Origin of the sequence: Bifidobacterium sp. B4111, assembly GCF_026537235.1 — a bacterium.
Lineage (GTDB): Bacteria > Actinomycetota > Actinomycetes > Actinomycetales > Bifidobacteriaceae > Bombiscardovia.
The window spans coordinates 1-26,195 of record NZ_JAFNMO010000007.1 but is presented as its reverse complement, the minus strand read 5'-3'; the positions used below and the strand labels follow the sequence as shown (position 1 = coordinate 26,195).

Here is a 26,195-nt window from a genome sequence, read left to right as displayed (position 1 = left end):
TCAGCGCCTGGAGAGTCTCAAGGTGGTGAATTGGAAGGGAACCAGATCCAACAGGGCCCCATCGGCTTGCGCCCCCTGCTCGGAGCACAGGCCTGGTCGCACACCCTCGGGCACAGGACCGTCCTCCAGAGAGTTGGTCTCCTTCACGGTCGCCCCCTGAAGGACGGACCCTGTGTGCAGCCTGGCCTTGGAGGGCGAAGAATCCGGGTTATAGACCCTGACAATCACATCACCGCTGTCGTCATCAGCCGTCTTGATCCAGTCGATGACGGTGGTGCCCTGAATATCCTCGACACCAGCCAGCGGCTCAACGGCAGGCAGTCCATGGTGGAAGACCGGAGCGTTGAGGGCATAGGCTGCTTGCAGAATGTCAGCCTGGGTGTCCCCGGGGACGATGGACCAGGCAAAGCTGTGCTTGCCCCTGTCGGTATGCGGATCGGGAAAGACCGGGGCGGAAAGGAGGGTCAGTCTGACCAAGGTTCCTGCCTCTTTGCCAGCCTTCTCGTCGTAGTGGATCGGTGTGGTGTCGCCGCCGTATGTCGAAGCGTTGACCACGCCAACAGCAAGGTCGTCGTCGCTGATTCTGACGAATCGATGTGTGCAGCTCTCGAACTGGGCCTCTTCAGCGGCGTTGTTCTTCTGGATGGGCCTATCGATGAAGCCGTACTGGCACTCGAATTGCGCATACCTGGCCTGAACGGCGACGGGGATGTCCACCTTGAGCAGCTGCTCATCCTGATGCCAGTCCACATCAGCAGTGAAGTCCAACTGCCTGCCGCCGGGAGTCAGCCCGATCGTGGTGACGATTGTGGTTTCGCCATGCCGGCGCGATACCCGAACACCGGTATCCAAGACCTCAATGGTGACTGGGTCATCGACCGGAGAAGCGGTCAGCAGAGCATCACGCTCCAGATCCCAGGCATCCCACATGTAGGGCTCGTCCTTGAAGAGCTCGTATCCGCCGACCGAGGAGCCTTGCGGGACCAGATCCCTACCAGAAGTCCTGTCAAGAATGGAATGAACCTCGCCATCCGAGCCGACGACGGCCCGGATAAGTCCGTTATCCATGACGAATCCGTCGCCTTCTTGGCTGACTTGAACAGGCTTGATACCCTCGGGGCCTTCCTGGGCCTGTACTGGTCCGACGGGTTCCCAAGCCGTCTGGCTCCTGCCGTCCATGGGTACCAGCCTGGCATCAGACACCATGGGTGCCTGCGGCCGGACGGAGGCTATGACGCGGGCAGCCTCATCGCCGATCTGCTCCAGACGGGCGATGTCCCTGTGGTAGTCCTCCCTGGCCAGCCTATGGACCCAGGAGATGGCGGACCCTGGAAGAATGTCATGGAACTGGTTGAGCAGCAACGTGCGCCAGATTTGGTCCAGCTCCTGACGGGGGTAGGTGTACGAGTCATCGACCAAGCCGGCGTAGGCGCAGAGGTATTCGACCGTGCGCAGCATGGCCTCCTCCTGCCGGCAGCCCCGCTTCATATCCTGCTGGGAGGTCAGGGTCTTGCGGTGCAGCTCCAGATAGAGCTCGCCCTTCCAGACGGGCATTTCGGAACCAGCCTCCGCGCGGATCTCTTCCTCGGACTGACGGAAGAAGTCTGCAGGAGCCTGATACCGCACCTTGGCCGATCCCTCCACGTCATGCAGGCGCTCATAGCGTCCCAGCATCTCCCTGGTGGTGCCGCCACCGCCATCGCCATAGCCGAACAGCACCAGGGCCCTGGTCGAGATGTCCTTGTCCTGGTAGTTTTCTTCGGAGTGGTTGAGCTCGCGGGCCGTCATGCTTGAGGCATAGGTATCCATGGGAGGGAAATGCGTGAAAATAGCCGTGCCGTCAATGCCCTGCCAATCAAAGGTATGATGCGGGAATTTGGTCGTATCATTCCAGGAGATCTTCTGCGAAAGGAAGGATGTCATTCCTGCACGGCGGGCAATCTGCGGGAACTGACCCGTGTAGCCGAAGCTGTCCGGCTCCCAGACCACGGTTGTATCCACCCCTAGATGCTCCCGGTAGTACCGCTTGCCATAGGTGAACTGACGGGTCAGCGACTCCCCTGAGGGCAGCATGCCGTCAGACTCCACCCACATCCCTCCGACGGGGATGAACCTGCCTTCTTGGATGCGATGCTTGACGCGGGCGAAGAGATCGGGATGATCCTCCTCCAGCCATGCATACTGCTGGGGCGAGCTCATGGCATAGATGAATTGAGGATCGCGCTCCATCAGGGCGAGCATGTTCGAAACAGTCCGCGCCACCTTGCGTCTGGTCTCCCGCTTGGGCCAAAGCCAGGCGGAGTCGATATGGGAATGGCCCACTGCCGCATGATCCAGGGCGCTGGGGGCCGCCGGCACCGCCAGCACGCCGGCCAGGGCCTGCCGGGCCGGCGCGAGCGTGGCCAGGTCACGCTCATCGTAAATATTGAGCGAACGCTGCAGGGCCTTGCCCAGACGCCAGTAACGCGGCTGGCTCTGGTCGCATTCGCGGATCAGCTGGGCAGCGACCTCAAGATCCATGCAGTAGTTCCACGCCTCATGGTCAAAATGGCAGACATCCATCTGCTTGAGGACATTAGGCTCATCGGCACGGCCGGTCGCCCCCTCCCCCAGCTGCGTCTCCACGAATGCGGGGGTGCCAAGCAGGAGAGGATTGCAGGCAGCCTCCAGATAGACGGTGAAGGTTCCGTCAGGCTTGATGACCGAAGCCTCGTCACGGGTCGGATCCCCGTCCAAATCAGTCCCGTCCAACGGAATCCACCGGTTCCTGGGATTCACAGCCTTGATGATCGAACCATCCGAACGATAGGCCTGGGCCTCAAAATGACCACCAGGCGCATCAGGATGCCAGCCCAGATCGACCACCAGCTCGATCGGGCCCTTGGCGGCCCAGTCGGCATCAACTCGGCCAGTCACCTCCATCCAGGTGGTCCCCCAGGTCGTGCCCCAAGTATCTCCCAGGGAGAGAGGCTGGAAGTCCACGCTCTTGCTCTGTAATTTTCCGAAGAACTCCGATGACGGTATTGGCTCCCCGGAAATGACGAAAGAGCGGACTTGGACCTGGCCCACAGGCCGCTCAATCTTCGGTAGCACGCGTTGACGCACGACACGGTCGCACTTGTCAAGCACGCGTTCTATCTTCAGCTGCATCCTCACAACCTCCTCTTAGGCCCACTTCGCAACTCTACTAAAGCGGTTTAGTTCAATTGTACCCTATCCAATACCCAAAGATCTCGCCCCAAAAAATAGCGTGTTTCTGTTCACAAGTTCGAAAATTCGGCACAAGCCCACATTCCATTAGGATGAATTCCTGACGAAAGGCGCTATCACAACGTTTTGCCACCAGCACACGCTTTGAGCAAACCCCTTGGCCCATGAAGACTTGCAACCTCCGAGGACACTTTCAGCCTTATTTCGCAGATTCTGAAAATGGGCTCTTGTTCACTGTTCGCGAATTGGCAGCTATAAAAGAGGGTCCAGGTGCCGGAAGGCAGAAGGACCCTCGATCTTCAGATGACCGTCACTGCTTGTTCATAGCCGCTGAAAGGGCCTTGGTCCATTCGAAGGTCGTAGGTTGAAGCTTGTCGTCGCCACGACGCACTCCATCTCTATCGACGGCATACTCAAAAACACCGCCTTTTTGTCTGCCATCGGCCCCGTCATCAGGCTCCCAAAGAGCGTACTGCATGGCTCTGCTGGTTGACATCGGCTCTTCGGTGTCATATCACCATCCGCCTCGCTCTTCATAGAAGGAGAAACCAGGAATGTACTGTCTGCTCTTGATCGTGCCCTTGTAGGTCTCCCAGTCCCGCTGGAGGGCTCCGACCGAACGCCCGTAGGCATCGGCGAATACGTAAGAGATCACGTCGCACACTCCCCTATAGAGGCTGTTGGTCCCAGGCTTGTTGGTGTTGTAAGCAAAGATGGAACTCGGCTCAGGTGACTTGGGCCCGTAGTAGCTCGACATGGCCCTGAGAACCCCCTTGGCCCGTTGAACGTCGGTGGGGGTCATGCTCGCCTCTGCGTTGACAACAAAGCCGTCAAGTCCAGGGAAGTAAAGATAGGACCTCTTGAGCTCGCTGGCGCGTTTGGCGTACCCCTCTGCATTGCTTTCCATGGGCGAAAGAGACTGATGGTCATGAGGGTCGTTGAAATCATCCTTATAGAAGAGGCTGATATCCAGACTCCTGATCACTTTTGTGCCCTGCTTGTGCAGTGACTCAATCTGCCCAGGAAGAGTGTCCCAGAAGGCCTGAGTCGTCTCCGGGTTGGGAAAGGCGATAGCTATGTCCACCTGCTTGGGCAGATCCGACATCGAGTTGAAGTTGACAGTCGGATCCGAATGCGTATCTCTCCAGGCCCTGAAATAGGCAACAGTCATCTCATGGGTCTTCCCTTGAGCATCAGATTCGGCCCAGGCAGCAGTGGCTCCTATTGCGGACGTTCCTGCCAAGGCCAGAATGGCCATTGATGCCGTTATCATTCTCCGGATTCTCATGGTTGATCTCTTTTCAAACTTGTTTTTCTTTAACTGAAGCAAATAAAATGTCGATTCCCTCCTCTCCGCAGCATCGACGCTTCTTCTATTCCTTGACTGCACCGGCAAGCAGGGTTTGGTTGCCAATGTATCTATTCGTAACTTCGTAAATAATCAGAATGGGTATTGAATACAGCAGCGAGAAAGCTGCCAGCTGGCCGTAGACAACTGTGCCATGCTGCCCGAAGAAGGTGTAAATGCTGACGGCTGCCGGTTCTTTATCCGGAGACATCAGAAGCATGAAGGGAACGAAGAAGTTCCCCCAGTTCCCAGCGAATTCCGATATAAAGATGACCAGAAGCGATGGAACCATCAGAGGCACGACCACATGGAACAGGGCCTGCATCCTCGTGGCTCCATCCACCCAAGCGGCTTCCTCCAAGGTAACCGGCACTGAATCCATGAAATTCTTCATCATGAAGATGCCCTGCGGCAATCCGCAGGCAGTCATGAAAAGGACAGTCCCGGTCAGTGAATCGATCAAGTGAAGCTGGACGAATATCCCGTAAACAGGGACCATCATGGCTGTAATTGGCAAACAACTGGCGAAGAGGATGGCGTTAACGGTCCGGTTGGTGGTCTTTGAACGGAATCTGGAGAGAGGATAGGCTGCCAGGACCGAAAAAGTCACCACTAGGACCGATGTGCCAATGCTGATGATCAGCGAGTTGACGATAGGCAACCCGAAGGTCTGCATGTTGAATACCTTCGCAAAGTTCTGGAGGGAAAAACCCAAGTTGAACGAAGACAGGGTTGCATGCGCGTTGAAGGAGGCGACCAGCAGCCAGAGCATGGGCGCAGCGAAAAGAAAACCTATCAAGGCTGTCAGTATCGCAGCGACCAGCTTCATCCAGTCGTACCTGTGCGGCGCGTTCATCCGTGGATCAAGAGCAGCTTCAGTCTTCATCATTTGTCCTTAGCAGCTTGATATAGAGCACCGAGAAGAGGGCGCCCACGACGACCAATATCACCGAGATGGCTGTTCCATATCCCAACTTCGAGAAGTTGAAAGCCTCCAAGTAGGCAAGAACGGGAAGGGTGCTCGAATTCGTGCCAGGCCCCCCGCCAGTCAAGACAATGATGATGCTGAAGACGGAGAGTGTCTGCAGGGTGATCAACATCAAATTGGTAAGAATCGAGTGCCTCATAATAGGCAGCTTGATTCTGAAAAAAGACTGCCAGGCGTTCGCGCCGTCTATCTCGGCAGCTTCGATTACATCCTTGGAGATGTCGTTCAGAGCGGCTTGATAGATGAGCATTGAAAAGGCAGTGCCTCGCCAGACGTTCACAATGATGACGATGGTCATTGGATGGTAGTAGAGGAGAGCCGACCAATCGGCACCCACCGCCTTGCCCAGAGCGTCAAGGGTGCCTCCGCCAGCAAAGAGCGCGTAGGCGCAGTAGCACCCGACAATGTCCGGAATGACCCAGGCCAGAACCACTATTGAGTCCACGACCTTTGTCAGTCTTCTGGGCGCTTTTTGACTGAGCAGAGCCAATACCATGCCCAGTATGTTCTGTCCAATTAGCGCCGAGGCCAGGATCAAAAGAATGGTCAGCCAGAGGGACTTGGGAAAAACAGGATCCGTGAAGAGCGCCACATAGTTCTTCAGACCGACAAAGTGTGGGTTGACAGTTGTTGAACCAACCATAGAATAGTCGGTCAGCGAGGCATACAAGGACCATATGATTGGGCCAAGCAGGAAAAGCACCATCATCGCCGCTGCTGGCAGAATTGGGGTGTAGTGCTCAGCGTTTATCATTTTCTTTCTTTTACTGCTATTCATTTTCTTCTTTCAGTCACGAAAGAAAACCAGCGAATGGAATTCGGTTACTTCGCGGCTTCTGCATGATCGGCACCTACAGTTTTGACTATTGCAGAATCGTATTCAGCTGCTGCATCCTTGACTGACTTCTGGCCGGTCAATACACTTTCCGTGGCTATGGCGACCTGGTCGGAAACCTCTTTGTACTGGGAATTTGCAGGCCTGTACTGACTGTACTTGGCCAAATCCGTGAAGAACTTGATAGTGGGATTGGATCCCAAGTATTTCTTATCTTGCTCTACATCCTTGCGCACTGCGATTGATCCAGAGATTGTGTCGTACGCTGCAGCGTGTTTCTCGTTTTGGAAAACTTTGAGCGCTTTAAAAGCAAGATCAGGATTCTGCGTATGGCTGGACAGCGCCAGGCCCCAACCGCCAGACATTGAAATCAGGCCAGGCTTCTGCCCGTTCTGAGTTGGGAAACCACACCAGCCAATATGCTTCTGCCGGTCAGTCCATTCGCTGTCGCCGCCTGGCATCCACGATGAAGCCAGCCAGTTGCCCTCGATTGACATGCCAAGTTTCGACTGAGGCATCCACTGTTCCCCGACCTCGTCACCAAGCTGAGGATCCAGAGCCTGCTGGGGCGTGGGTGCCAGACCCTTGCTGTAAATATCCTAGATGAACTGGAGGGAGTCTTTGAATTGCTTGGAACCAGTGACCCACTTTTGAGCCTTGGTGTTGTACAGTGTGCCACCCTTGGTGCCGTAAAGAAGCATATCGAAGCCTTGCATGACGGAGACCTCTCCCAGAGGACGGCCGGCATAGAGGTTCATCGGTACTACGTCAGGCTGCGTTTTCTTGATCTTCGTCGCTGCATCAATCACATCATCCCAGGATTTAGGCTGCCAGTTGTCACTCAGGCCGGCCTTCTCGAGAATGTCTTTGTTATACCAGATGCCCCTGGTGTCAGTGCCCAAGGGCACTGCATAAATTATTCCATCATCGGCTTTGCCAGCGTTCTTCGAACTATCAAAATACTGCGACCAATCCTTCCACCCTTTCAGTTGGTCATCAATGGGCTTGAGGTAACCAGCTGCTACATAGGGACGGATCATTTCCGTGTCAAGGATCATGAGGTCTGGAGCGGTTTTTTCGGATTTGCTCATCAAGGCCAGCTTGCTGCCATAGTCATCCCCGTTCGATTTGATAGGCTCCAGCTTCAAAGTGGCGCCTTTGTTCTCAGACTCAAACTGAGCTTTAACGTCTTTCATCCACTTGCTTATAGCACTGGTGTCTCCGGTGGCCTGGTAGGCAAACTTGACTGTTTTCTTATCCGATTCGGAAGAGCCACACGACGATAAAATCCCGACGCTGGTAACCGCAGCCAGCAACATGACTGATATTTTCCCCAGTTTATTCATGAGAGACTCTTTGTTCTCTAATTGTTCTTTTACATAGTGCATGATTTTATAATCGGTTCGCCTCAACCGATCGTCACCTTGGGCAACCCCATCGCGATCTATTGCATAGGCGAAAAGTCCTCCTGTGCGGTTCAAACCAGCCGGATGCCATGATAGGAGGTCTTTGACCCTGCTTCCTTCAATCGGATACGTGACATCACCCCATCGAGGGCCTCCTTCTTCATAGAATGAAAAACCAGTGACAAATTTTGAAGCAGGGACAAAGTCGCGGACCTGCTCGAAAAGTCCCTGAATACGACGAACATCCATGCCATAGGTGTCGGCAAAATAAATAGGAGCAATCATGATAGACCTGAGCAATCAGACTGGTCTGAGGCAGAAGAATATCCTGATCGAAAATCATGAGGCGTGAGGATGCTGAACTCGGTCCCCACTTTCTCGCCAAAGCGTGAAACACCGCAGCTACGACAGCCATTTGATCGGACTCAGGTTCATGATCAACATCAATCACTAGGCCGTTGTAGTCAAAGGGCTTTAGGTAGTTGGCGATTATCTCGTCGGCACGGCTTTCTGGTCCGCTGCTTTCTTCGCAAAGCCGGGTGAAAGTGTGAACTTTGCCGCAATCCTCGTAGGCATCCCGATAGAGGCAGTCCAAAAACAAGGTTCGGACTACCTTTGTGCCCTGCGCGTGGAGTTTTTCAATGTAGACCGGCAGAGCAACCCAGAAATCATCATCGACTTCTCCATTGGTGATGATGGACACAAGATCCAGGTCTGCGGGCACATCGCCAAGCGAAATTGAGTCCCCTTTTGGTTCTCCACAGTTATCATGCCACGCGCGGTAATAACCGGCCAAAATAGGTCCTGGTTCGTCACTTTCGTGATTGTTGTCCGGCCTGCCCTTTGCCTCATTCGACATCAACAACCTCCATGTTGTTCGCAGTAGTTCTTCGATGATCTACTAAAGCGATTTAGTTTTAGTATAGCCGCTTACCACACAAGAGCCATAAAGATCCTCAAAAATACAGAAAAGTCGCTTAGAAAATCAGAGTACTAATTCTCCAGGAATGGCTATTCCTCAAGCCTCAGACATTACTCAGATCAGAAAATCCCCGCTTTTTTTTCGCAGACATATCCGAGTGTCTTCTAACCATGACATACAGCAATCCCGGATAGCCGAAAGCGCATAAGAAAACCCTGCACGACGGTGCGAATTCCGTCATACAGGGTTGAGCGATGCTTAGCTAAAGCTCAGGCCTGAGCCAGAGCCTCCACAATGTAGTTGTTGATGGTGGCCTTGACCACTTCAAGATGGTCGGACTTGTCGGCGGCGATCAGTTCGGCCTGCGGCTTGTCAAGGCTGTACTCCTCCAGGGAGGCCAGCGTGGCCGTGCCGTCCTCAACCGTGGCGCCGATGCCGGAATCGAAGGAGGAGTAGCGCTCCTGCTGCAGCTGCTCAATGTAACCGTCCTCATGCATCTTTGCCGCGACCAGCAGACCGGCGGCGTAGGTGTCCATGCCCACGATGTGGGTCCTGAAGAGGTCCTCCGGCAGGAAGGAGGAACGGCGCGGCTTTGCGTCGAAGTTCAGGCCTCCGCGGGGCCCGATGCTGCCATTGGCCAGCACCTCCCACATGACGGCGGTGGCATCGTAGAGGTCCGAGGGGAACTCGTCCATGTCCCAGCCGATCAGTTTGTCGCCCTGGTTGGCATCCAAGGACCCCAGGAATCCGGCCTCGCGGGCCACGCGGACCTCATGCTGATAGGTATGCATGGCCAGGTTGGCGTGGTTGCCCTCGATGTTGAGCTTGAAGTTATCCTGCAGGTCATAGGTGCGCAGGAAGTTGATGGTGGTGGCCGCGTCGTAGTCGTACTGATGGAGTGTGGGCTCCTTGGGCTTGGGCTCGATCAGGAACTGCGCGTCGAAGCCGATCTCCTTGGCGTAGTCCACGCACATGTGGAAGAGGGCGGCCATATGGTCCTGCTCCTCCTTCATGCGGGTGTTCCAGAGGGATTCATAGCCCTCGCGGCCGCCCCAGAAGACGTAGTTCTCGGCACCCAACCGCTTGCCGATCTCCAGGCTGTGCTTGAGCTGGCCTGCGGAGTATGCATAGATGTCAGCGAAGGGCGAGGTGCCGGCGCCAGCCTCGAAACGGGGGTTGGTGAAGAGCGACGAGGTGTTCCAGAGCAGCTTGACGCCCGTGTCCTTCATGGCGGCCTCGATGCGATCAATCACCTTGTCAAGATTGGCGTCGGTCTCGCGCAGGGTGTCGCCCTCGGGAGCCAGGTCACGGTCATGGAAGCAGAAGAACTCGACCCCTAGCTTGGTGAAGAGCTCGAAGGCGTAATCCACCTTGGCCAGCGCCTGATCCATGGGATCGGTGTAGCGGTAGTAGGGCCTCTGCGCGGTGGGATCGCCGAAGGGATCCACCAGGCCCTGGTTGAAGGTGTGCCACCAGGCCACAGCGAAGCGCAGCCAGTCCTTCATGGGCTTGCCGACCACCACCTTGTTCTTGTCGTAGTAACGGAAGCCCAGGCCCTCCTTGACACCTTGGCGACCTACGTATTCGATCTTGTCAACGTCCCACAGACCCATAATGCTCCTTTGCCTAATGCATTTGCCTTTGCAGCCTTCACAGGGGAGGAAACCAGTTCCTGCCTCCTGAACAATAAGAGTAGAGGGACGGGTCGATTTTGTCAATTCGTTGAATTATATAGATGGCGATCACGTCACCTGCGGATTGGAAGGCGCAAAGCAGCCTTGCGATGACTGTCGGAAACCTTGAGTTCAAGCTGCTTGGGTACGTCCGAGCCGTCTGAACCTACTGACCGATCCGCCTGCACCACTGCCAAAGCTTGGCCGTAATAGGTGCGCGTATGCCCGGTCAAAAACCCTTCGGGATTGTATGGGGCAGCACACCCGAAGGCCAGCAGTCGGCCACCCTCTACCTGAGCAGTCAAATCTCCAGATGTCATGGGTTTGTCAATGCCCTGCTGGTCGGTATATCTTGCCCTCACGAAGCACAACCCTCCCGGGCGAACGGTGCTCCGATCGGCCTCCAGCTTGACCATGGTCTGAGGAGCGGCTGACCGCAGCCGACTCCGTCCAATCAACCTGCCCGAGCTGTCGTAGGCCAACGCCTCCAGCAGGCCGTGTTCATAAGGGCAGGAGAAACGGAATCGAGTGCTACCCCGCCAACGCGAGCGGCCAAGGCAACGACCATTCAGCATCAGCACAACCTCATGAGCGCGGGCATAGACCTCAACCTGGGCGGTCCTGCCCTCACAGCCGTCCCAAGACCATGAGTCAAGGGCATCTGTCATCTTCCAGGCGCCGGGAGAATGCCTCTCCCCCGAATGATTGACGGGGCGGACAGCCAGATAAGGCCCGGTCTCGCCCCCTAACGCCACCCGCGTATACAAGGCTTCGCCCAGCGGTCTGCCCGTCAGATCCAGACGGCCGGAACCAGCGGTCAACCAGCCCAGCCCACTGAACCGTGGAGCTTCCTGTCGATACTCCCAAGCGCCCACGCCGACTTCGCCCAGATAATCCATACCTGCCCAGACGAAGTCTCCGATCAGGCGCGGGCAATGGGAGGCCAGACGCATGAACTCGTCAGCGTCGCTGCAGAAGGTCTCCGTCCCCAGGATGAGCCGATGGGGGTATCTGCGGAGGTCTTGAAGATATCGTTTGATTCCATAGTTGTAGCCGGCCACGTCCATAAGTGCGAAGGCATCACGGGTCAGGCGGTCGCAGGATGGCAGGGTGGCACCTCTCTTCATGAAGTCCGCCCCCATGATTCCGGCCATCTCATTGAAGAATCGGCTCCCTACAGATCCATGACGCTTAATCGAAAGTGACACGCTCCTCTTTGACCCATCGTGCGCCACCTGCTTGGCCGCTTTCTTGCTTGAATACACCCCGAGCCCGATCGAACTCAGGAAGTCGAAGAAGATGTTGACCCCGCAGGTAACCGGTCGGCTCGCATCCTGACCATGGAGGAAGTTAACCATGCGCCTGGTCAGCTCCACCCCCTTGGATTGGGCGGTTTCGCTGACCTCGTTGCCGATGGAGTACATAATGACCGAAGGATGGTTGAAATCCTTGGCAACCATAACAGCCAGATCGCGGCGCCACCATTTCGGGAGGTATCCCGCATAGTCGTGGATGGTCTTGTGGATGTACCATTGGTCGGCATATTCGTCCAGGACCAGCATGCCCAAACGGTCGCAGGCCGCCAGAAGACTCTTCGAACAGGGGTTGTGGGCGCTGCGAATGGCATTGTAGCCATTACGTTTCAGCAACCTCACCTTCCGCTCCTCGGCCTCGGGCCAAGCGCAGGCGCCAAGGATCCCGTTGTCATGGTGGACGCAGGCACCCTTGAGAATCCTGCGAACACCGTTGATGAGCAGCCCCTGATCCCCCCAGGCCACCGTTCGTATGCCGAATATCGCCTGAGCCTGGTCATGACAGCCCGATGAGGAGACGAAGAGCGCCTGGCATTCATATAGCGTCGGGCTTTCCGGGCTCCATGGTTGGGCGCCAGGTAGGTCGATATCGACCTGGGCTCTGCCATCGGAATCCACAGGGGCTGCGACCTCAGCCAAGGGCCCCGATTCATCCTTGTTGTTGCACACAATGCGAACCTGCGCAGTCCCGCCTGACGATGCCCGCAATGAGACCCGGATGGCGCAGGGGTTGACCCCAAGCGTAGAGACCCTGATGCCGTCCGGGTACAGATACTGCGGGCCAGCACTCCAGAGCGTGACGGGCCGGTAGATGCCTGCTCCGGAATACCAACGCGAATTGGGCTGCTGGGCGTTGCGGGCGACAACACGGACCACGCCCGGTTCCCCCGGTCGGATTTTCCCACTCAGATCGACAAAGAACCCCGTGTATCCATAAAGGTGAAAGCTCAGGCGTTGGTCATCCAGCCAGACCTCGCTGTGTTGGTACACGCCCTCGAATTCCAGAATCATCGAATCGTGCTGCCTAAGACCGTCAGCACGTACCTGCTTACGGTATTCGTAATCGCGTCCGACAAACCATCCACTGTTAGCCTCGCTCGGAGCATCGGCCCTTCTGGGTTCTGCCAGCATGGCATCGTGAGGCAGCTCAACGGGCTTCCAGGGTTCTTCTGACTCATGTAAATGTCGATAGCGCCAACCCTGGTTCCAATCCGTTGCCTGCATACAACTCCTCCGCCATCGTTTATGATCTCCAGTGCATAGCCGACCTAATCAACATCGATGGATAGAAGACCAGACTACTCCCGCCTGGATAGTTCGACCTTGGCTACCAGCCGAAACCCCGCCTCTTGAACAGACCAGTTCGACGGATGTAGATGGCAATCCCCTTCTCGGCACCTTGAACAGTTTTGGAACAGTTGGAGGGGTTTGCCAGCAGATATTAAACAGTGTTAATATATAAACGCTGTTCATAAAGTGCGCGAGGATCGCGTGACGGAACCACTCAAGGAGGAGGTCGACATGCGCAGCAGCACCTACGCCAGCACGCCAAAGGCCCTCTCCGAGCTCAACCAGTCACGCATCGTCCAGTACCTGCACCAGCAAGGCATCAGTTCGCGAGCCCAGATGGCCCGGGACCTTGATCTGACACCGGCAGCCGTAGGTAAGCTTGTGAACCGCCTGTTGGATCTGGGCCTGATCAGCGAGACCGGCAGCATGGACTCAGAGGGCGGCCGTCGATCCATCGGCCTGGCCCTGAACGCCGACCGCTACCAGGTCATCGGAGTCAAGTTCGCCCGCAGCCTGGTCAGCATCGGACTGTTCGACATCAGCGGTCGCCTGCTGGACTCGGAAGAGCTGCCACCCGTCAACCCCGATGACATCCCTAACGCCGTAGCCGATGTCCGAACCCGAGTGGCAAGACGACTTGAGGCGAACCCCGCCATCGTGGCGGTAGGCATGGCTGTGCCGGGCCCTTATCTGCGCGAGAGCGGACGCATCGCCCTGGTCACCAGCATGCCCGGCTGGCGAAGCGTGGACTTTATCCACGAATTCGGACAGGCCTTCCGCGTACCAACCTTCATCGAGCAGGACGCTCGGGCCGGGGCACTGGCCCAGAGCCTGTTCGACCCCCGCGTGAGCGCATCCAGCATGGCCTACTTTCTCGTGGGCGAAGGTGTAGGGCTGGGTGTCATCGACAGGGGCGCCCTGGTGGACGGCAGCCAGGGAGCAGCCACCGAGATCGGCCACGTCAGCATCGATCTGAACGGTCTGCCCTGCGAGTGCGGCAACAGAGGCTGCCTGGAATGCTACTGCTCGGCGGTAGCCATCCACCGCCGCATGTGTCAGCCGGATATGCGGGATCACTTCCCTGGAGTCGAGGCCATGACCCACGCCAGGGCCTGTGCGAGCCTGTTCGACCAGGCCCGATCCGATCAACAGGCCGCCCAGGCTCTGGTGGATCAGATAGCCGACTACGTAGGCTATGGCTGCGTGACCATTGTCAATGCCTACAACCCCGCCCAGATTGTCATCGGAGACATGGTGGCCGCCGCTGGTACCCGCCTGCTAAAACGGGTTCGAGACATAGTCTCCCAGCGCGCCCTGCCCGGCCTGCGCGAGCACACACAGATCCTGCTTTCCCGCCTTCCGATCGATGCCACACTGACCGGCGCTGCGGCAGTGGCGGCCAACCAATTTTTGGAGCACCCGGCCAGCATGGGCCGTACAGCTGTGAAATCAACAAGCACAAGGCGGGCGCATCACCCGTCATCAGGAAAGGAACACCATGACCAGTAAACCCATGGTCCTCAGCATCGGCGAGATCCTCTGGGATGTCCTGCCTACAGGCAAGCGGGCCGGTGGCGCACCGGTCAACTTCAGCTACCATGCAGCCAAGAACGGAGCGGAAGGCTATGCCATCAGCGCCGTTGGACGCGACGACCTGGGCCGGGAGCTTGAGGAGGCTGTTCACCAGGCCGGCGTCGATGCCGTGCTGCAGCACAACGACCACCCCACCAGCACCGTCGAGGTCCAGCTGACCGAGGGCATCCCCCAGTACGTCTTCAAACCGGATGTGGCCTGGGATCATCTGGAGTACACGGATAACCTGGCCGGACTGGCCAGCAAGGCCGATGCCGTCTGCTATGGCACGCTGAGCATGCGCAACAGCCAGTCCCGCGAGACCTGCCTGCAAGTCCTGCGCCACACCAAGAGCCATGCCATGCGCTTCTTCGACATCAACCTGCGAGGCACCTTCTACAGCAAGGATCTGATCCAGGAACTGCTGGACATGACCACGGTCTTCAAGCTCAACGACGAGGAGCTGGTCACCCTGCGCGACATGTTCCACGTTCCCGGAGCCACCGACGACGAGCTCTGCCGCTGGTTCATGGACCAGTGGCACCTGGACACCATCGTGCTGACCGCCGGCAGCGACTACAGCACAATCTACCTGGCAGACGGCCAGTCCTCACACCTGCCCACGCCTGAAATCACCGTGGCCGACACGGTCGGGGCCGGTGATGCCTTCTCCGGCACCTTCGCCATCAACCGCCTGTTGGGGGCCTCCCTGACTCAGGCTCACCGGGCTGCCGTCAACACTGCAGCCTTTGTCTGCACCCAGCAGGGCGCCTGGCCCGAATATCCCGAACATATCCCCGACTATCTGGGTCAGCAGGGCCAATGATCCCCTACCTCTCTCTCGGAGCATGATTTGGTCCCGCCCTGTCGAACTGTCGACTGGACGGGGCCAGATTTATATCTGCGGAATCGCGATTTACCAGATGCCTATGAGCCGCCACCAGCCCAGGCCCACGGTCAGGAAGATAGCCACAGTCACCAATCCGCAGATCAGGCCAATACGCAGGAACTCAGAGGTCTTGACGTATCCGGCACCGTAAATCAAGGCCGCCGGTCCGGAGGCGTAATGGGTCATGGCACCGATTAGACCGCTGGCGCATCCCAGCATCAGCGCTGCAGGCATGGCGGGTACCCCGGCAGCCACGGCCACGCTGACGAAGAGCGTGTAGATGGCCGCCACCTGGGCCAGCTCAGAAGCGAACATGTAGTGGATGAAGAAGTAGAAGACCGTCAAAATAACCAAGACCAACACCCAAGGCATGCCCTTGACCAGCCCGGCGATGATCTCCCCTGCCCAGGTGGTGACGCCAAGGGTATTCAGGGGTTCAGCCATGCCTACCAGAACACCGAAGAAAATCAGCGTGGACCAGGCGGACTTGTTGGCGACCATGTCCTGCCAGGTGATGATCTTGGTGCACAGCAGCACGGCCACGCCCAGGAAGGCCACGGTGGTGGAATTGATATGGATCACCGAGCCGGTCGCCCAGAGGACCAGCATGACCAGGAAGGTCACAGCCATGATCCACTCGTGCATGCTCAGCGGGCCAAGTCCCTTGAGTTCATCCTTGGCATCCTCCTGAGCCTGAGGAACGTTCCGCAGGGTGGGCGGAAAGATGCGATAGATCAAGGCAGGGATGATGATCAGGCAGATCAGGCCGGGCACGATACCGGCCAGGGCCCAGGTGCCCCACCCGATGTCCACATGGAATTTCTGCGCCAGCTGTCCTACGACAGGGCCTGCCGCCATAGCCGTCAGGAACATGGCCGATGTAATGGCGTTGACATTGTTGGCCGTGATCGCCAAGTAAGCGCCGATGCGTCGCCGGGACTCGTCCGTGTCCGGTTTTGAATCCTGCACGTCGCTGATGGAGGTGATGATCGGGAAAAGAATGCCGCCCAGACGAGCCGTGTTTGAAGGAGTGGCCGGAGCCAGGACCAGGTCGGCGGCCGAGAGCCCGTAGGCTATGCCCAGACTGGACTTGCCCAATCGGGAAAGAAAGACCAAAGCGATCCTCCGGCCCAGTCCGGTGGAGACAAATCCCTGGGCAATGAAGAAGGCCGCCACTATCAGCCAGATGGAGGCACTGCCTAGTCCGTTGAAAGCTGCCTTCTTGGGGTCCAGGGCCCCAGTCAGCATCCCCACGGTCATGCCAATGATAGCCACCGCTGATGTAGGCAGAGGCTGCAGAATCAGCCCTAGGATGGTGCCCACAAAGACTCCTAGCATATGCATGCCCTGGGGAGTCAGTCCCTGGGGAGGCGGTATGAGGAAGATGACCAGCCCTACCGCCACGCAGATGAGAGCCTTGACCAGTTGGCCCGTATTGAAAGGCTGGCTAGCCCCTGCCTGGGGGTCTCCCCTGCCCTCACCCGTTCTTACTGTTTCACCCATCATTGCTCCTTCGCTCATGATCCGGCGTATATCTGCCCGGAAACCGCCGGCCTCCTCGTCGGCATGCTCATGTGGACTTATGCTATGCGGCAGGGGACAAAGGCTACAAATAAGCGCCGCATATATGAGGGTGCGCCATAGCTGGCGGCTGTCTAGGGCCTCCAGACCCGTCAAACAAGGGTAAATAGGCCCTTGGCAGCATATAGACGATGCTTATTTGGCGGTCGGCAAGAGGTTTTTCTAGGCTGTTTGCAGAGGTCCGGCAACGCGGCCGGCCCCAATCGTGAAGGACAAGTGAGACCATGACAGGATTCGACACCATCAACGATTCCTATGCCAACCGGGGACTAGGATTCGACTATGAACAACGGCGCGAGCTAAAGCTGGACGGTCTGCTGCCTGCTGCCGTGCAAGATGACGAACAGCGCGAGCGCATCGTTTACGGCCGCTTCCTGGCCCAACCCACCGACTTGGACAAGCGGCTCTATCTGATGAGCATCTGCCGCACCGACCGCCGGCTCTTCTACAGGAGCATGGATAAGCACCTGACTGAGTACATGCCCATCGTCTACGCCCCCACCGTGGCACAATCCATCCAACGCTATGACGAGTTCTATTCGGGCAGCGACGTGGCTTACATTTCCATTGATCATCCCGAGGGGATCGGCGACGCCCTGGACCAATATGCAGGCGACCGACCTGTCGACCTGGTGGTCTGCACCGACGCGGAAGGCATTCTTGGCATCGGCGACTGGGGCGCTCAGGGCGCTGAGATTCTGACGGGCAAGCTGGCGGTCTACACCGCCGCCGCCAACATTGACCCATCCCGGGTTCTTCCGGTCATGGTGGATGTCGGCACCAACCGTCAGGCCCTCCTGGACAATCCTGATTATGTGGGCAACCACTTCGCCAGGGTCAGAGGACAGCGCTACGACGACTTTATCGATGACTTCGTTCAGCAGGTCCTGCAACGCTACCCGCAGGCCCTGATTCACTGGGAGGACTTCGGCAGGCCCGAGGCGGCGCCCGTCCTCAAACGCTATCAGGACCGGATCCTGACTCTGAACGACGACATCCAGGGCACTGGCGTGACCGTCCTAGCCGCACTGATTGCCGCCAGAAAAATCGCCGGAACCGACCCCAAGGACACCAGGATCATGGTCTTCGGTGCAGGGACCGCCGGCGTGGGCATCGCTGATCAGATCGTGGATGACCTGACCATCCGCCAGGGCATGGATCCCGAGACCGCGCGGAGCAGGGTCCTGCTCTTCGACCGTCAGGGTTTGATTGAGCAGGATCAGGATGATCTGACTGAGGGGCAAACACGATATGCCCGCAAGCCGGATGAGTTCGCCTCGGTCACCGACAAGACCTCGCTGGCACAGGTTGTCGACGCCTTCCAACCCACGGTGCTCATCGGCACCTCGACCAGGCCCGGAGCCTTCGACCGGGATGTTGTTGAGGCCATGGCCAGGCACGTGGAGCGGCCGCTGATCTGTCCCATCTCCAACCCCACGGAACTGGCAGAGGCCAAGGCTGCGGATGTGATTGCCTGGACCCGCGGCCGTGGCTTCGTCATCACCGGCACTCCCTCAAAGCCGGTTGACTACCAGGGGGTCACCTATTCCATCGGACAAGGCAACAACGCACTTATGTATCCTGGCATCTGCTTCGGAGCCATCGTCGCCAAGGCTCGGCTGGTCAGCAAGGGAATGCTGTTGGCTGCAGCCTACGCCATCTCCGACATGATTGACGTGGACAAGCCTGGCACCGCCGTGTTGCCGCCGGTGGCCGATCTCAAAGAGATCTCGCATCGGGTCGCCGCTGCTGTGGCTGCACAGGCCGTCCAAGAGGGTCTGAACCGGGAGCCGATTGAAGATGTGGACGCCGCCGTGGCCAAGGCCCAGTGGCACTACGATGCCTGAGCGAAACCAGCTCCTTCGCATATTGCGACATTGAGGTTGGGGTCCGGCCGACACGATTGATAACCGATGATCGTGGCGGCCGGACCTCAGTCATGAGTCGGGCCCTGGCAATATTTCAAGTGTCGATCTTCTCAAGTCCAAGTGACGATGATAGTGTGGTAGTGAGTAGTTTTTCGCCAAAGTTGACGGATAAGCAATAATCCGAGCATCAATCAAGGGAAGCGGCTCATGACCTATATGGATAATGTCCGCGACCTCGAGCTGCTTACCATGCTGGCCCGGTACGGCAGTTTCACCGATGTCGCGTTGGAGGCAGGCATCTCCCAACCTGCGGTCTCGCAGGCCATCAGAAGACTGGAAATGCGTCTGGGAACCAAGCTGGTCCAGAGGAAGCGCTTCGGTGCTGGCGACGGCACACAGCTCACCCAATCCGGAAGAACAGTGGTGGACCACGTCGGCCAGGCCCTGGACCTGATCAACACCCTGCCCGAGGCCCTGGCTGCGAGGAATGGGATCCGACGGCGCACCATCGGCCTGCCGCCCATCATCTCATCGCTGCTGAGCTCCGGGCAAGGGCGGCAAGAGCAGTGCGAACCAGACAAGAACACGACCGTAGAAACCATAGGGTCTCAAAAGTTGCTGAGTCAGATAGAGGCCCATCGTGTGGACTACGGGGCGGTGGCCAGTGTCGACGAGTCTTTGAGCGTGGATGGCGTTGAAACGACCAAGCTGACATCCTTCCCCTTCGGCATGGTCTGCACCCAGTCCATGGCCGAACGGTTGGGCACGGCAGGAATGACCAGTCTGCACCCCGAGGATCTGTCCATGCTTCCCGGGGACGTTCCTTTCACGACCCTCAACCGCGATTTCGTCCATGCCCAGGCTGCCGAACGTCTGATTCACCTGTCTAAACCAGTCAGTCATCTGGTTGAGGTCTCCGACGTAGAAACCCTGAAGATGGTGACCACATCCGGTCTGGTCTGCAGCCTGATCACCTCGGCCGGCGTGCACCCTGGCGATGGCCTGCGCTTCATCCCCTTTGCCGGGGATGACATGCCCCGTTTCAACATCTTCCTCTTCAACGACACCAAGCGGGAGGCCTTCTACGAAGATGTGGATGAGGTGCATGCCTTCAGCGACTATGCCACCAGTCGACTAGGCTCTGTGGCTTGACCAGGATCGCGGTCAATGCCGAGAGAGAAGCGGAATATCTGCAACGTCCATCTGTTGTATACTTACGAGGCTGGTCCGTAATGGCACCAGCGGGGCTTGATAATTCAAGATTGGGGCTGATCGGTTTCGACGGTGACCTGTTCGTCGCAGGGAAGCGTGCCGAGAACGTGGGGGTCCGCTCGTTAATGTCCTCCCGCAAACAACAAGTGCTAAATCTAACCGCACTGAGTTCGCTCTCGCTGCCTGAGCTTCGCGCCAGGATTAACCAGTGAGCAGCTGCTCCGTTCACTCCCCTTCGCCTTCGGGGGGATGCTGAGCGTCATTAAGAAGACTTGCCTGAACTGCTGCGCCACAGGGCGGTTCGGGGACTTTTTCTGCGGCTATGCCCGCCACCAGTTGTCTGCGACACAGGCGGGGGCAGACAGATAGCCACAAAGGCCAGCAGACTACGCACGTAGAAGACTGAGGGTGCGGTCACCGGACCGGGGTTCAATTCCCCGCAGCTCCACCAAAACAAGCCATCCAATTAACCCTGGGTGGCTTTTTTGTTGTGATAATTGGCTTTATTGCTGGCATGCAGTCAGAAGACTCTAATCGGTTTAGAGCTGTTTTGATTGGTTTTATCGGGTATGAGATGGGTCGTTTAGATGTACAGGTGGACAGGATAAGACGATTCGGCAATCTCAAGTACCGGCCCAGCAAAGAGAACCCGACTCGGATAGTGGCAAGTTACCCGACCCCAGTATAGGCCTTCGATAAATGGCACGGTCTGACCAACAGGCAAAGCAAGTCATTCCCCTTGGATGCGGCTGCGGAAGCACAGGCTTGGCTGAATGATGCCGAGAAGAGAATTCAAATCGGGATATGGGAGCCTCCCCAGACCACTCAGCATAAAGCAAAATCAAAGAGGATCAATCTGGGAGAGTACTTCCCCGAGTGGCTGGAGAATCGCACATTCAAAGGGAGATCTCTGAAGGCAGGAACCAAGTACCGGCTTCGCAAGGACGTCGAGAACCACATCCTCGCCTGGTTCGGGAACACGAGGCTCATCGACATAACCCAGGCCGGCATCAATCAGTGGCTGGCTTCGATGCCTTCCGACCAGCAGGCCATGAAGGCCAATGCATACAAGGCCCTGAAATCCATCCTCCGGACCGCGAGCCAGCCCGGCCTGCACGGGGAGCCACCCCTGATACCCGCATACCCCTGCACTAAGTCACTGCCGAAACCCGAAAGGAAATCAAAGACAGTCCCGGCCACGCCGGAAGAGGTCAAGGCCATCTATGATGCCATGCCGGAACGCTACCGGATGAGCATCTACCTGGCCGTGTTCGGGGACCGACTGCGCATAGGCGAGGTGTGCGCCCTCCAACGCCGCGACATAGATCCGAAAACACGCACCCTGCACATCAGACGAGGCAGGGCGACCATGGATAACGAGAGACTCACCGATACTCCCAAGACCGACAACAGCATCAGGGACGAGCGGATACCACCGCAACTGCTACCGCTCCTCCAACAGTTCCTGGATGAACAGGTCCGATCTGAGAAGGACGCTTGGCTTTTCCCAGAACGTGAAGACCCCACCAAACCCATCCACCCGAATTCACTACGCTCCTGGTATTCACAGGCACGGGACCAGGCCGGCCGACCGGACCTCCGTTTCCATGATCTACGGCATACCGGGTTGACTTGGCTTGCTGCAGAAGGGGCCACAATCAGGGAACTCATGGATGCCGCGGGACACGCGGACGTAAACACCGCCATGCGATACCAGCACTCTCTCGACAGACGAAAGGACATCCTGGCCGAGAAGTTGGGCGCCAACCTCCTGCCGGATGAAACACCGGAACTCCTGCTAGCACGGATCGGGAGGGTTGATGAGGATATTGCCGGTCTGGAGAGGCAGCATGCGGATCTGGTGGCCCGGCTTCAGGAGTTGTGAGTGTGATATTAGCGTTCGAGTCGGATGATGTCCGCTTTTCTGGCGCTGTGTCGTGGTGAGGTCTTGACGGATCTGTTGGTGTAGCGCTTTGAACTGTTCTTGTTTGTGTTTGTTGCTATCGGGTTGGTGTTCCTGGTCGATGGCCTGGTCCAGTTGTTTATGCAGGAAGATGGTCAGCCTCGCTTTGCGGTCTTAGGGCGCTGGAATGTAATCTGAATGTTTGTTGGGTATCTGGCTGATGCCGTCTGGAGTGTAGAGCATTGTTTTATAACTTGTAGTCTCCAAACTCACGCATAAAAGTTCTTACCTCGTCTAATCGGTACTCGAAATCGGTCACTCGCCGTATAAACTCCTCCATATACTGCGTGTTGATAGGGAACTGACTACCTGATTTGCCTTTTCCTTTAGTAGATAACCTCTGTTCCCCCGTCTCTTCATCAGTTACGGGGAAACCGTGGATGATTCGATTGCGCTGGTCACAGAGCACCTTATAATCGCCAAGAAGTTTGGGACTAACATATTCTTTATCATCAATATGCTGCTCAATGTATGGGCATAATTTACCAGCCGTGTAGTCGGTGAGTATTGCCCATTCAAGGCCAATGCCTTGGGATCGTAATAATTCAATGATAAATGTCTGGCAGCGATTGAAACAGTAAACAGATACTCCTAGGAGCATGGTGTAGTCCAGCTCAGGCAGAATCGACGCGGCACGATGGTCTGCCCCTATTGCTTCGTATATCTTCTCTGCCTTCTTGTACATGTCATTCCTTCTAGTATGCCCTCATTATAAGAGCTTGGTATTGCTCTGTGCCCTCCAACTCGGGGGAATGCTGAACCTAAATGTATTGGGCTTAAGCTTGTTAACGTGGCTCCTGACTCCAGCAATGCCCGGCCAGCCAGGAACTTGAGTATATAAGCAGATGATCTACTACTACGATATGACCTACCACGCCCTCAAAGGCAAAGTCAGCAATACACTCACCGACTACTTGGGATAGGTAACTTTACAGCATCCGATGGTAAGTTTCTTGGTGTGAATAGACAGAGCATCTTCGGTATCTGCCATCTATGCAGCGAGGAAAACACCTCACGTTTGAACACATACCGCACCAGTCCAGAATGCAAAAATCGCCCCTCGCTCCAGTATCCCGGAACAGAAGGGAAACTACACTTTCCCTGTACTAAGGCACTTCTAGCTTGCGAGAACTACGCCGCGCTACTTATTGGCTATCACGCACCTCTGACACGCCGGCGATGCTTGTGAGCACACTGGCGATCGCGGCCAATGCGGCAGTCCCGGCCACCAGCGGCCAGTTGACCATGCCGATGGTGGCCGCACTGATGGAGATGACTGCACGGGCTGCCTGGGCGGCGGTCTTGACAGCTCACACCCCTGCTACCTTCGCCTAATCGCGTATATGATAGAACTCTTCACCTCAGGTGGCCATATGCTCTGGCATTGGCGTATTGGTTATTTTGACTTCCTTTATCTGTATGGGTTCTGGTCGCAGATGGCTATCTGCAAACGGTCGAAGAGCTCCCCGTACATGCCCGCGTAATTGCCCCCGTGGCGCATACGCTCGATCAGGACGCACAGGTCAGCCATTGTCCCGTCCCCCTTCCAGAGCCTGGGCGGCTTCCTCGGAGGAGACGACCGGCACGCCTTCGGGTGGCAGGCTCTCCCCCTGCGGCTGGTGTTCGTGCACTTGCCGGCCGGCCATGACAACCCGCCTTTCCGCCCTTCTCCGGGCATGGAAAAGACCAACCCCGGTTGAGGATGGCCATGAATAAAAAACAGTGGAAGGCACTCAGACTGCCGCCAGCAGGAAGAAGACCAGGACTCTCAGCAGGCTCCGAAGAGCCCACCCGAGCAGGAGGGCCAGCCCGAAGACGGCTGCGGATGCCAGGCACAGGCAGGCAACGACGCCCAGGACGGTCAGGACGGTTCGCCTGCTCATGACCGCCCCTCCCCGTGGCGCTGGGCCAGATAGTCCCCCGCCTCCTGCATGACCCAGCAGTGGGCATCCAGGGATTCAAGCTCCGACAGTTCGTAGCGAACCTTCGAGCTCTGGCCGCCACGCTGCTCCATGAGACTGGCCAGGGTGTTCCTGATGGAATCCTTGCGGATCTCCCTGAGCTGGTCCTGCACCTGCGCGGTCTGCCTGCGCAGATCGCCGGTCTCACGCCAGCGCCGGTTCACGGCGGAATCATATGGGAGACGCCCCGGGTCGACGTGCGAGTAGAGCCATGCGGCCAGAGCACTGAGCCCTCCCGGCCAGATCTTCACGATCAGGCCAAACAGAGCAATCACCACCGCGTCGGAGATAAGACCACCCGTCAACGAGTCGAACATAAGCGATACTGCCTTTCAAGCCTGTAGGAAAACCCACACGGGAAACCATGCTTTCAGACGTGGCCACCGTGTGGGTTTTAGCTGGATACGAAACAACAGACACTTATCCGCAGGTTCATGGCAGTCATGCTGTCGAATCGGGCGGACCCCTCGACAACATCCGCGATCGCCTGCGACTATGTGCCGGGGGCGAAGTGTCTAACCGTCAGGATGAACAAGCCCATCAACAAGGGCGCTCTCATTAACATTTCGTATCTGATCGCATTGGGACGGTAGAGCCGGCCTGTTCAGATAGCCATGCCGCGTGGATGAAGAAGTCAGCGGAAGCGGCCCCTGTGGTGGGCCGTTAGCTGCTGGCAGTCGATCTATGCCAGAAGGTAGGTGAGGGAGGTGGAAAAGCCGCCGGTATTCTGACTGCTGCCGAAATTCTGGTAGCTTATGGCACCGTTCGTGTCAATGGTGATCTGCCGCTGGCTGCTCCCGTCCCTACCCTGGTATGGATGGATGACGGTCATGGCGGGCCTCCAATCATCAGGCAGGTGGCCCATGCCTCCCGAGTCCCATGAGTCCCCGTTCGCCGATCTCCAGTTGATGGTCAGCTGGGCGACCGCCCCGGCCCGGACAGCGAAAATGCCGCCGTAGGCGCTGTTCACAACCGTGACCGGCACAGTGTGGATTACGGGCTGGGTATGCGGTTGTAGAGAGGGATGGGCGCGCCAGGAGTGATGCTGGAGATCGGGATACGGTACAAGGGCATGTCCGAGACGGTTGCGCCTTCGATTATGCGACCCTCCTGATATTCGGGGTCGGCTGGCGTTCCCTGCGTGACGGTCCCCTGGAGGATCTTCAGCTCCGCCGTCTCGACGCCGTTGGACGCTCTTGAGTACCGGCAAACGGCAAGGTCGTTCCTCTTCACCCCCCGGGCGCCGGAAACAACAGTCGCCGAGGTCGAGGAGACGAGGTCACATGGCGGCCTTGCATGATCAGGTCGCCGCTTGCGAGCACGAACGTGTTGGCGTTGCTCATACTTGCCTTGAGCAGCCCCTTGGTGTTGAGCACGTAATCCCCCGGGCCCACTATGCCCGTGTTGAACGATGCAATGTCATTGGCCTCGATATGCGGGGCTCCCGCGAATCCGCGTACGAGTTCAACGGTCATTGACCTTGTCCTCCTCGTCCCGGTCTTTCTGAAGCATGAACTGGTTGAAATCGTTGTCCTGTCGAATTGCGAAGAGGTGCCAGATCGGGTGGCAGCTCTTGCACAGAAGCCTGGTGTTCTGGGTGATGATAGCTTTAGAGCGCCCGACATTCAATTCCTCAATTTCCGCAAAAAGACAACGTCATGCTTCTGAAATCCGTCCAAGTAAAAGAGCTCAATCCTTCCCGTTTCAGGGATCATCACCGCATGCGCAGAGGAGACACTTCTCCGAATTCAATGCAATAAACGGGGTTGCCCCCATCCATGGTGACTATGCCTACGGCAGCGCCTCGCGAGTTTATAAAGTGCGGTCCCATGGAGATAGGGGACACGTAATACCCATGCACCAGCCCAGGGCCAGAATCCGCATGAGCGGTGATCGTTCCGGTGGCCAGGGCCGCTACAGCAGCCACGAGCGCTAGAACCGCCCGCAGCGTCTTATGCAACACCTTCTCCATCTTTGTCCTTTCAATTGTTTATTTACAGCTAACAGGGAGTGAACTCATTCCCGTCGCTCGTACCACAAAAATGCAAATCCACAGAACCATCTCCATTTGATGTCTGTTGATGATTCTGCGGGGTAGGAGCAGGTCTGCTGGCTCCACCACCCGTGTGGCCGCCACCGTTACCACCCATGTGGCCGCCGCTGT

At 57.3% G+C, this 26,195-nt stretch carries 24 protein-coding genes and 1 other RNA gene; 6 read left to right on the top strand and 19 right to left on the bottom strand.

Annotation, left to right across the window (positions count from 1 at the left end):
* The 10 genes from J3T93_RS09345 to J3T93_RS09300 form a co-directional block, all read right to left on the bottom strand.
* Positions 1 to 3,150 carry an alpha-mannosidase gene (locus J3T93_RS09345; protein WP_267431450.1) on the bottom strand — a complete coding sequence of 1,050 codons (3,150 nt, stop codon included), beginning with the start codon at positions 3,148 to 3,150 and terminating at the stop codon, positions 1 to 3.
* 370 nt (positions 3,151 to 3,520) lie between these two features.
* Complete coding sequence (locus J3T93_RS09340) at positions 3,521 to 3,706, bottom strand: hypothetical protein (RefSeq protein WP_267431449.1); 186 nt, start codon at positions 3,704 to 3,706, stop codon at positions 3,521 to 3,523.
* Between the two features lie 18 nt (positions 3,707 to 3,724).
* Positions 3,725 to 4,483 (bottom strand): hypothetical protein, encoded by a 759-nt coding sequence (locus tag J3T93_RS09335; RefSeq protein WP_267431448.1) that lies wholly within the window; start codon positions 4,481 to 4,483, stop codon positions 3,725 to 3,727.
* Positions 4,484 to 4,583: 100 nt separating this feature from the next.
* A complete protein-coding gene (locus J3T93_RS09330; protein ID WP_267431447.1) occupies positions 4,584 to 5,447 on the bottom strand; it encodes a carbohydrate ABC transporter permease in 864 nt (287 codons plus the stop codon).
* Positions 5,434 to 6,324: a carbohydrate ABC transporter permease gene (locus tag J3T93_RS09325; RefSeq protein ID WP_267431446.1), complete on the bottom strand. Its 891-nt coding sequence runs from the start codon at positions 6,322 to 6,324 to the stop codon at positions 5,434 to 5,436. The genes J3T93_RS09330 and J3T93_RS09325 overlap by 14 nt, the downstream gene beginning before the upstream one ends.
* A gap of 44 nt (positions 6,325 to 6,368) precedes the next feature.
* Entirely contained in the window at positions 6,369 to 6,899 is a 531-nt protein-coding gene (locus tag J3T93_RS09320; protein ID WP_267431445.1) for an extracellular solute-binding protein, read from the bottom strand.
* A gap of 81 nt (positions 6,900 to 6,980) precedes the next feature.
* Positions 6,981 to 7,577, bottom strand: a complete 597-nt coding sequence (locus J3T93_RS09315; protein WP_267431476.1) for an extracellular solute-binding protein — start codon at positions 7,575 to 7,577, stop codon at positions 6,981 to 6,983.
* A 370-nt stretch (positions 7,578 to 7,947) separates the two neighbouring features.
* Positions 7,948 to 8,646 (bottom strand): hypothetical protein, encoded by a 699-nt coding sequence (locus J3T93_RS09310; RefSeq protein WP_267431444.1) that lies wholly within the window; start codon positions 8,644 to 8,646, stop codon positions 7,948 to 7,950.
* Positions 8,647 to 8,978: 332 nt separating this feature from the next.
* A complete protein-coding gene (gene xylA / locus J3T93_RS09305) occupies positions 8,979 to 10,322 on the bottom strand; it encodes a xylose isomerase (RefSeq protein ID WP_267431443.1) in 1,344 nt (447 codons plus the stop codon).
* 134 nt (positions 10,323 to 10,456) lie between these two features.
* Positions 10,457 to 12,919: a glycoside hydrolase family 2 TIM barrel-domain containing protein gene (locus J3T93_RS09300; protein ID WP_267431442.1), complete on the bottom strand. Its 2,463-nt coding sequence runs from the start codon at positions 12,917 to 12,919 to the stop codon at positions 10,457 to 10,459.
* Between the two features lie 297 nt (positions 12,920 to 13,216).
* Between J3T93_RS09300 and J3T93_RS09295 the strand changes: the two genes are divergently transcribed.
* Both J3T93_RS09295 and J3T93_RS09290 read left to right on the top strand, forming a co-directional pair.
* Positions 13,217 to 14,494, top strand: a complete 1,278-nt coding sequence (locus J3T93_RS09295; protein WP_267431475.1) for an ROK family transcriptional regulator — start codon at positions 13,217 to 13,219, stop codon at positions 14,492 to 14,494.
* The gene (locus J3T93_RS09290; protein ID WP_267431441.1) at positions 14,484 to 15,383 is read left to right on the top strand and encodes a carbohydrate kinase family protein; all 900 of its coding nucleotides are present in this window, start codon (positions 14,484 to 14,486) and stop codon (positions 15,381 to 15,383) included. Before J3T93_RS09295 ends, J3T93_RS09290 begins: the two co-directional genes overlap by 11 nt.
* 90 nt (positions 15,384 to 15,473) lie before the next feature.
* On the opposite strand, the gene J3T93_RS09285 is transcribed toward J3T93_RS09290, so the two are convergent.
* Positions 15,474 to 16,967 (bottom strand): DASS family sodium-coupled anion symporter, encoded by a 1,494-nt coding sequence (locus tag J3T93_RS09285; protein ID WP_267431440.1) that lies wholly within the window; start codon positions 16,965 to 16,967, stop codon positions 15,474 to 15,476.
* 284 nt (positions 16,968 to 17,251) lie between these two features.
* Between J3T93_RS09285 and J3T93_RS09280 the strand changes: the two genes are divergently transcribed.
* The 4 genes from J3T93_RS09280 to J3T93_RS09265 all read left to right on the top strand — a co-directional run bounded on the left by J3T93_RS09280 (position 17,252) and on the right by J3T93_RS09265 (position 21,992).
* Positions 17,252 to 18,874: an NAD-dependent malic enzyme gene (locus J3T93_RS09280; protein ID WP_220237074.1), complete on the top strand. Its 1,623-nt coding sequence runs from the start codon at positions 17,252 to 17,254 to the stop codon at positions 18,872 to 18,874.
* Positions 18,875 to 19,102: 228 nt separating this feature from the next.
* Positions 19,103 to 20,047 (top strand): LysR family transcriptional regulator, encoded by a 945-nt coding sequence (locus tag J3T93_RS09275; RefSeq protein WP_267431439.1) that lies wholly within the window; start codon positions 19,103 to 19,105, stop codon positions 20,045 to 20,047.
* A gap of 112 nt (positions 20,048 to 20,159) precedes the next feature.
* Positions 20,160 to 20,558, top strand: a transfer-messenger RNA (tmRNA) gene (gene ssrA, locus J3T93_RS09270).
* Positions 20,559 to 20,846: 288 nt separating this feature from the next.
* Positions 20,847 to 21,992: a tyrosine-type recombinase/integrase gene (locus J3T93_RS09265; protein ID WP_267431438.1), complete on the top strand. Its 1,146-nt coding sequence runs from the start codon at positions 20,847 to 20,849 to the stop codon at positions 21,990 to 21,992.
* A 265-nt stretch (positions 21,993 to 22,257) separates the two neighbouring features.
* Here J3T93_RS09265 and J3T93_RS09260 read toward each other — a convergent pair whose 3' ends face one another.
* From J3T93_RS09260 to J3T93_RS09225, 8 genes are all read right to left on the bottom strand, one after another.
* Positions 22,258 to 22,755 (bottom strand): hypothetical protein, encoded by a 498-nt coding sequence (locus tag J3T93_RS09260; RefSeq protein WP_267431437.1) that lies wholly within the window; start codon positions 22,753 to 22,755, stop codon positions 22,258 to 22,260.
* A 460-nt stretch (positions 22,756 to 23,215) separates the two neighbouring features.
* Entirely contained in the window at positions 23,216 to 23,323 is a 108-nt protein-coding gene (locus J3T93_RS10075) for a holin (RefSeq protein ID WP_416378858.1), read from the bottom strand.
* 270 nt (positions 23,324 to 23,593) lie between these two features.
* Positions 23,594 to 23,716: a hypothetical protein gene (locus J3T93_RS09250; protein ID WP_267431435.1), complete on the bottom strand. Its 123-nt coding sequence runs from the start codon at positions 23,714 to 23,716 to the stop codon at positions 23,594 to 23,596.
* Between the two features lie 87 nt (positions 23,717 to 23,803).
* Positions 23,804 to 23,953 (bottom strand): hypothetical protein, encoded by a 150-nt coding sequence (locus tag J3T93_RS09245; RefSeq protein ID WP_267401261.1) that lies wholly within the window; start codon positions 23,951 to 23,953, stop codon positions 23,804 to 23,806.
* Positions 23,950 to 24,348: a hypothetical protein gene (locus J3T93_RS09240; protein WP_267431434.1), complete on the bottom strand. Its 399-nt coding sequence runs from the start codon at positions 24,346 to 24,348 to the stop codon at positions 23,950 to 23,952. Before J3T93_RS09240 ends, J3T93_RS09245 begins: the two co-directional genes overlap by 4 nt.
* Positions 24,349 to 24,713: 365 nt before the next feature.
* Complete coding sequence (locus J3T93_RS09235) at positions 24,714 to 25,016, bottom strand: hypothetical protein (protein WP_267431433.1); 303 nt, start codon at positions 25,014 to 25,016, stop codon at positions 24,714 to 24,716.
* Positions 25,017 to 25,260: 244 nt separating this feature from the next.
* Positions 25,261 to 25,506 (bottom strand): hypothetical protein, encoded by a 246-nt coding sequence (locus J3T93_RS09230; protein WP_267431432.1) that lies wholly within the window; start codon positions 25,504 to 25,506, stop codon positions 25,261 to 25,263.
* A 239-nt stretch (positions 25,507 to 25,745) separates the two neighbouring features.
* The gene (locus J3T93_RS09225; protein ID WP_267431431.1) at positions 25,746 to 26,003 is read right to left on the bottom strand and encodes a hypothetical protein; all 258 of its coding nucleotides are present in this window, start codon (positions 26,001 to 26,003) and stop codon (positions 25,746 to 25,748) included.
* Positions 26,004 to 26,195: the final 192 nt, after the last annotated feature.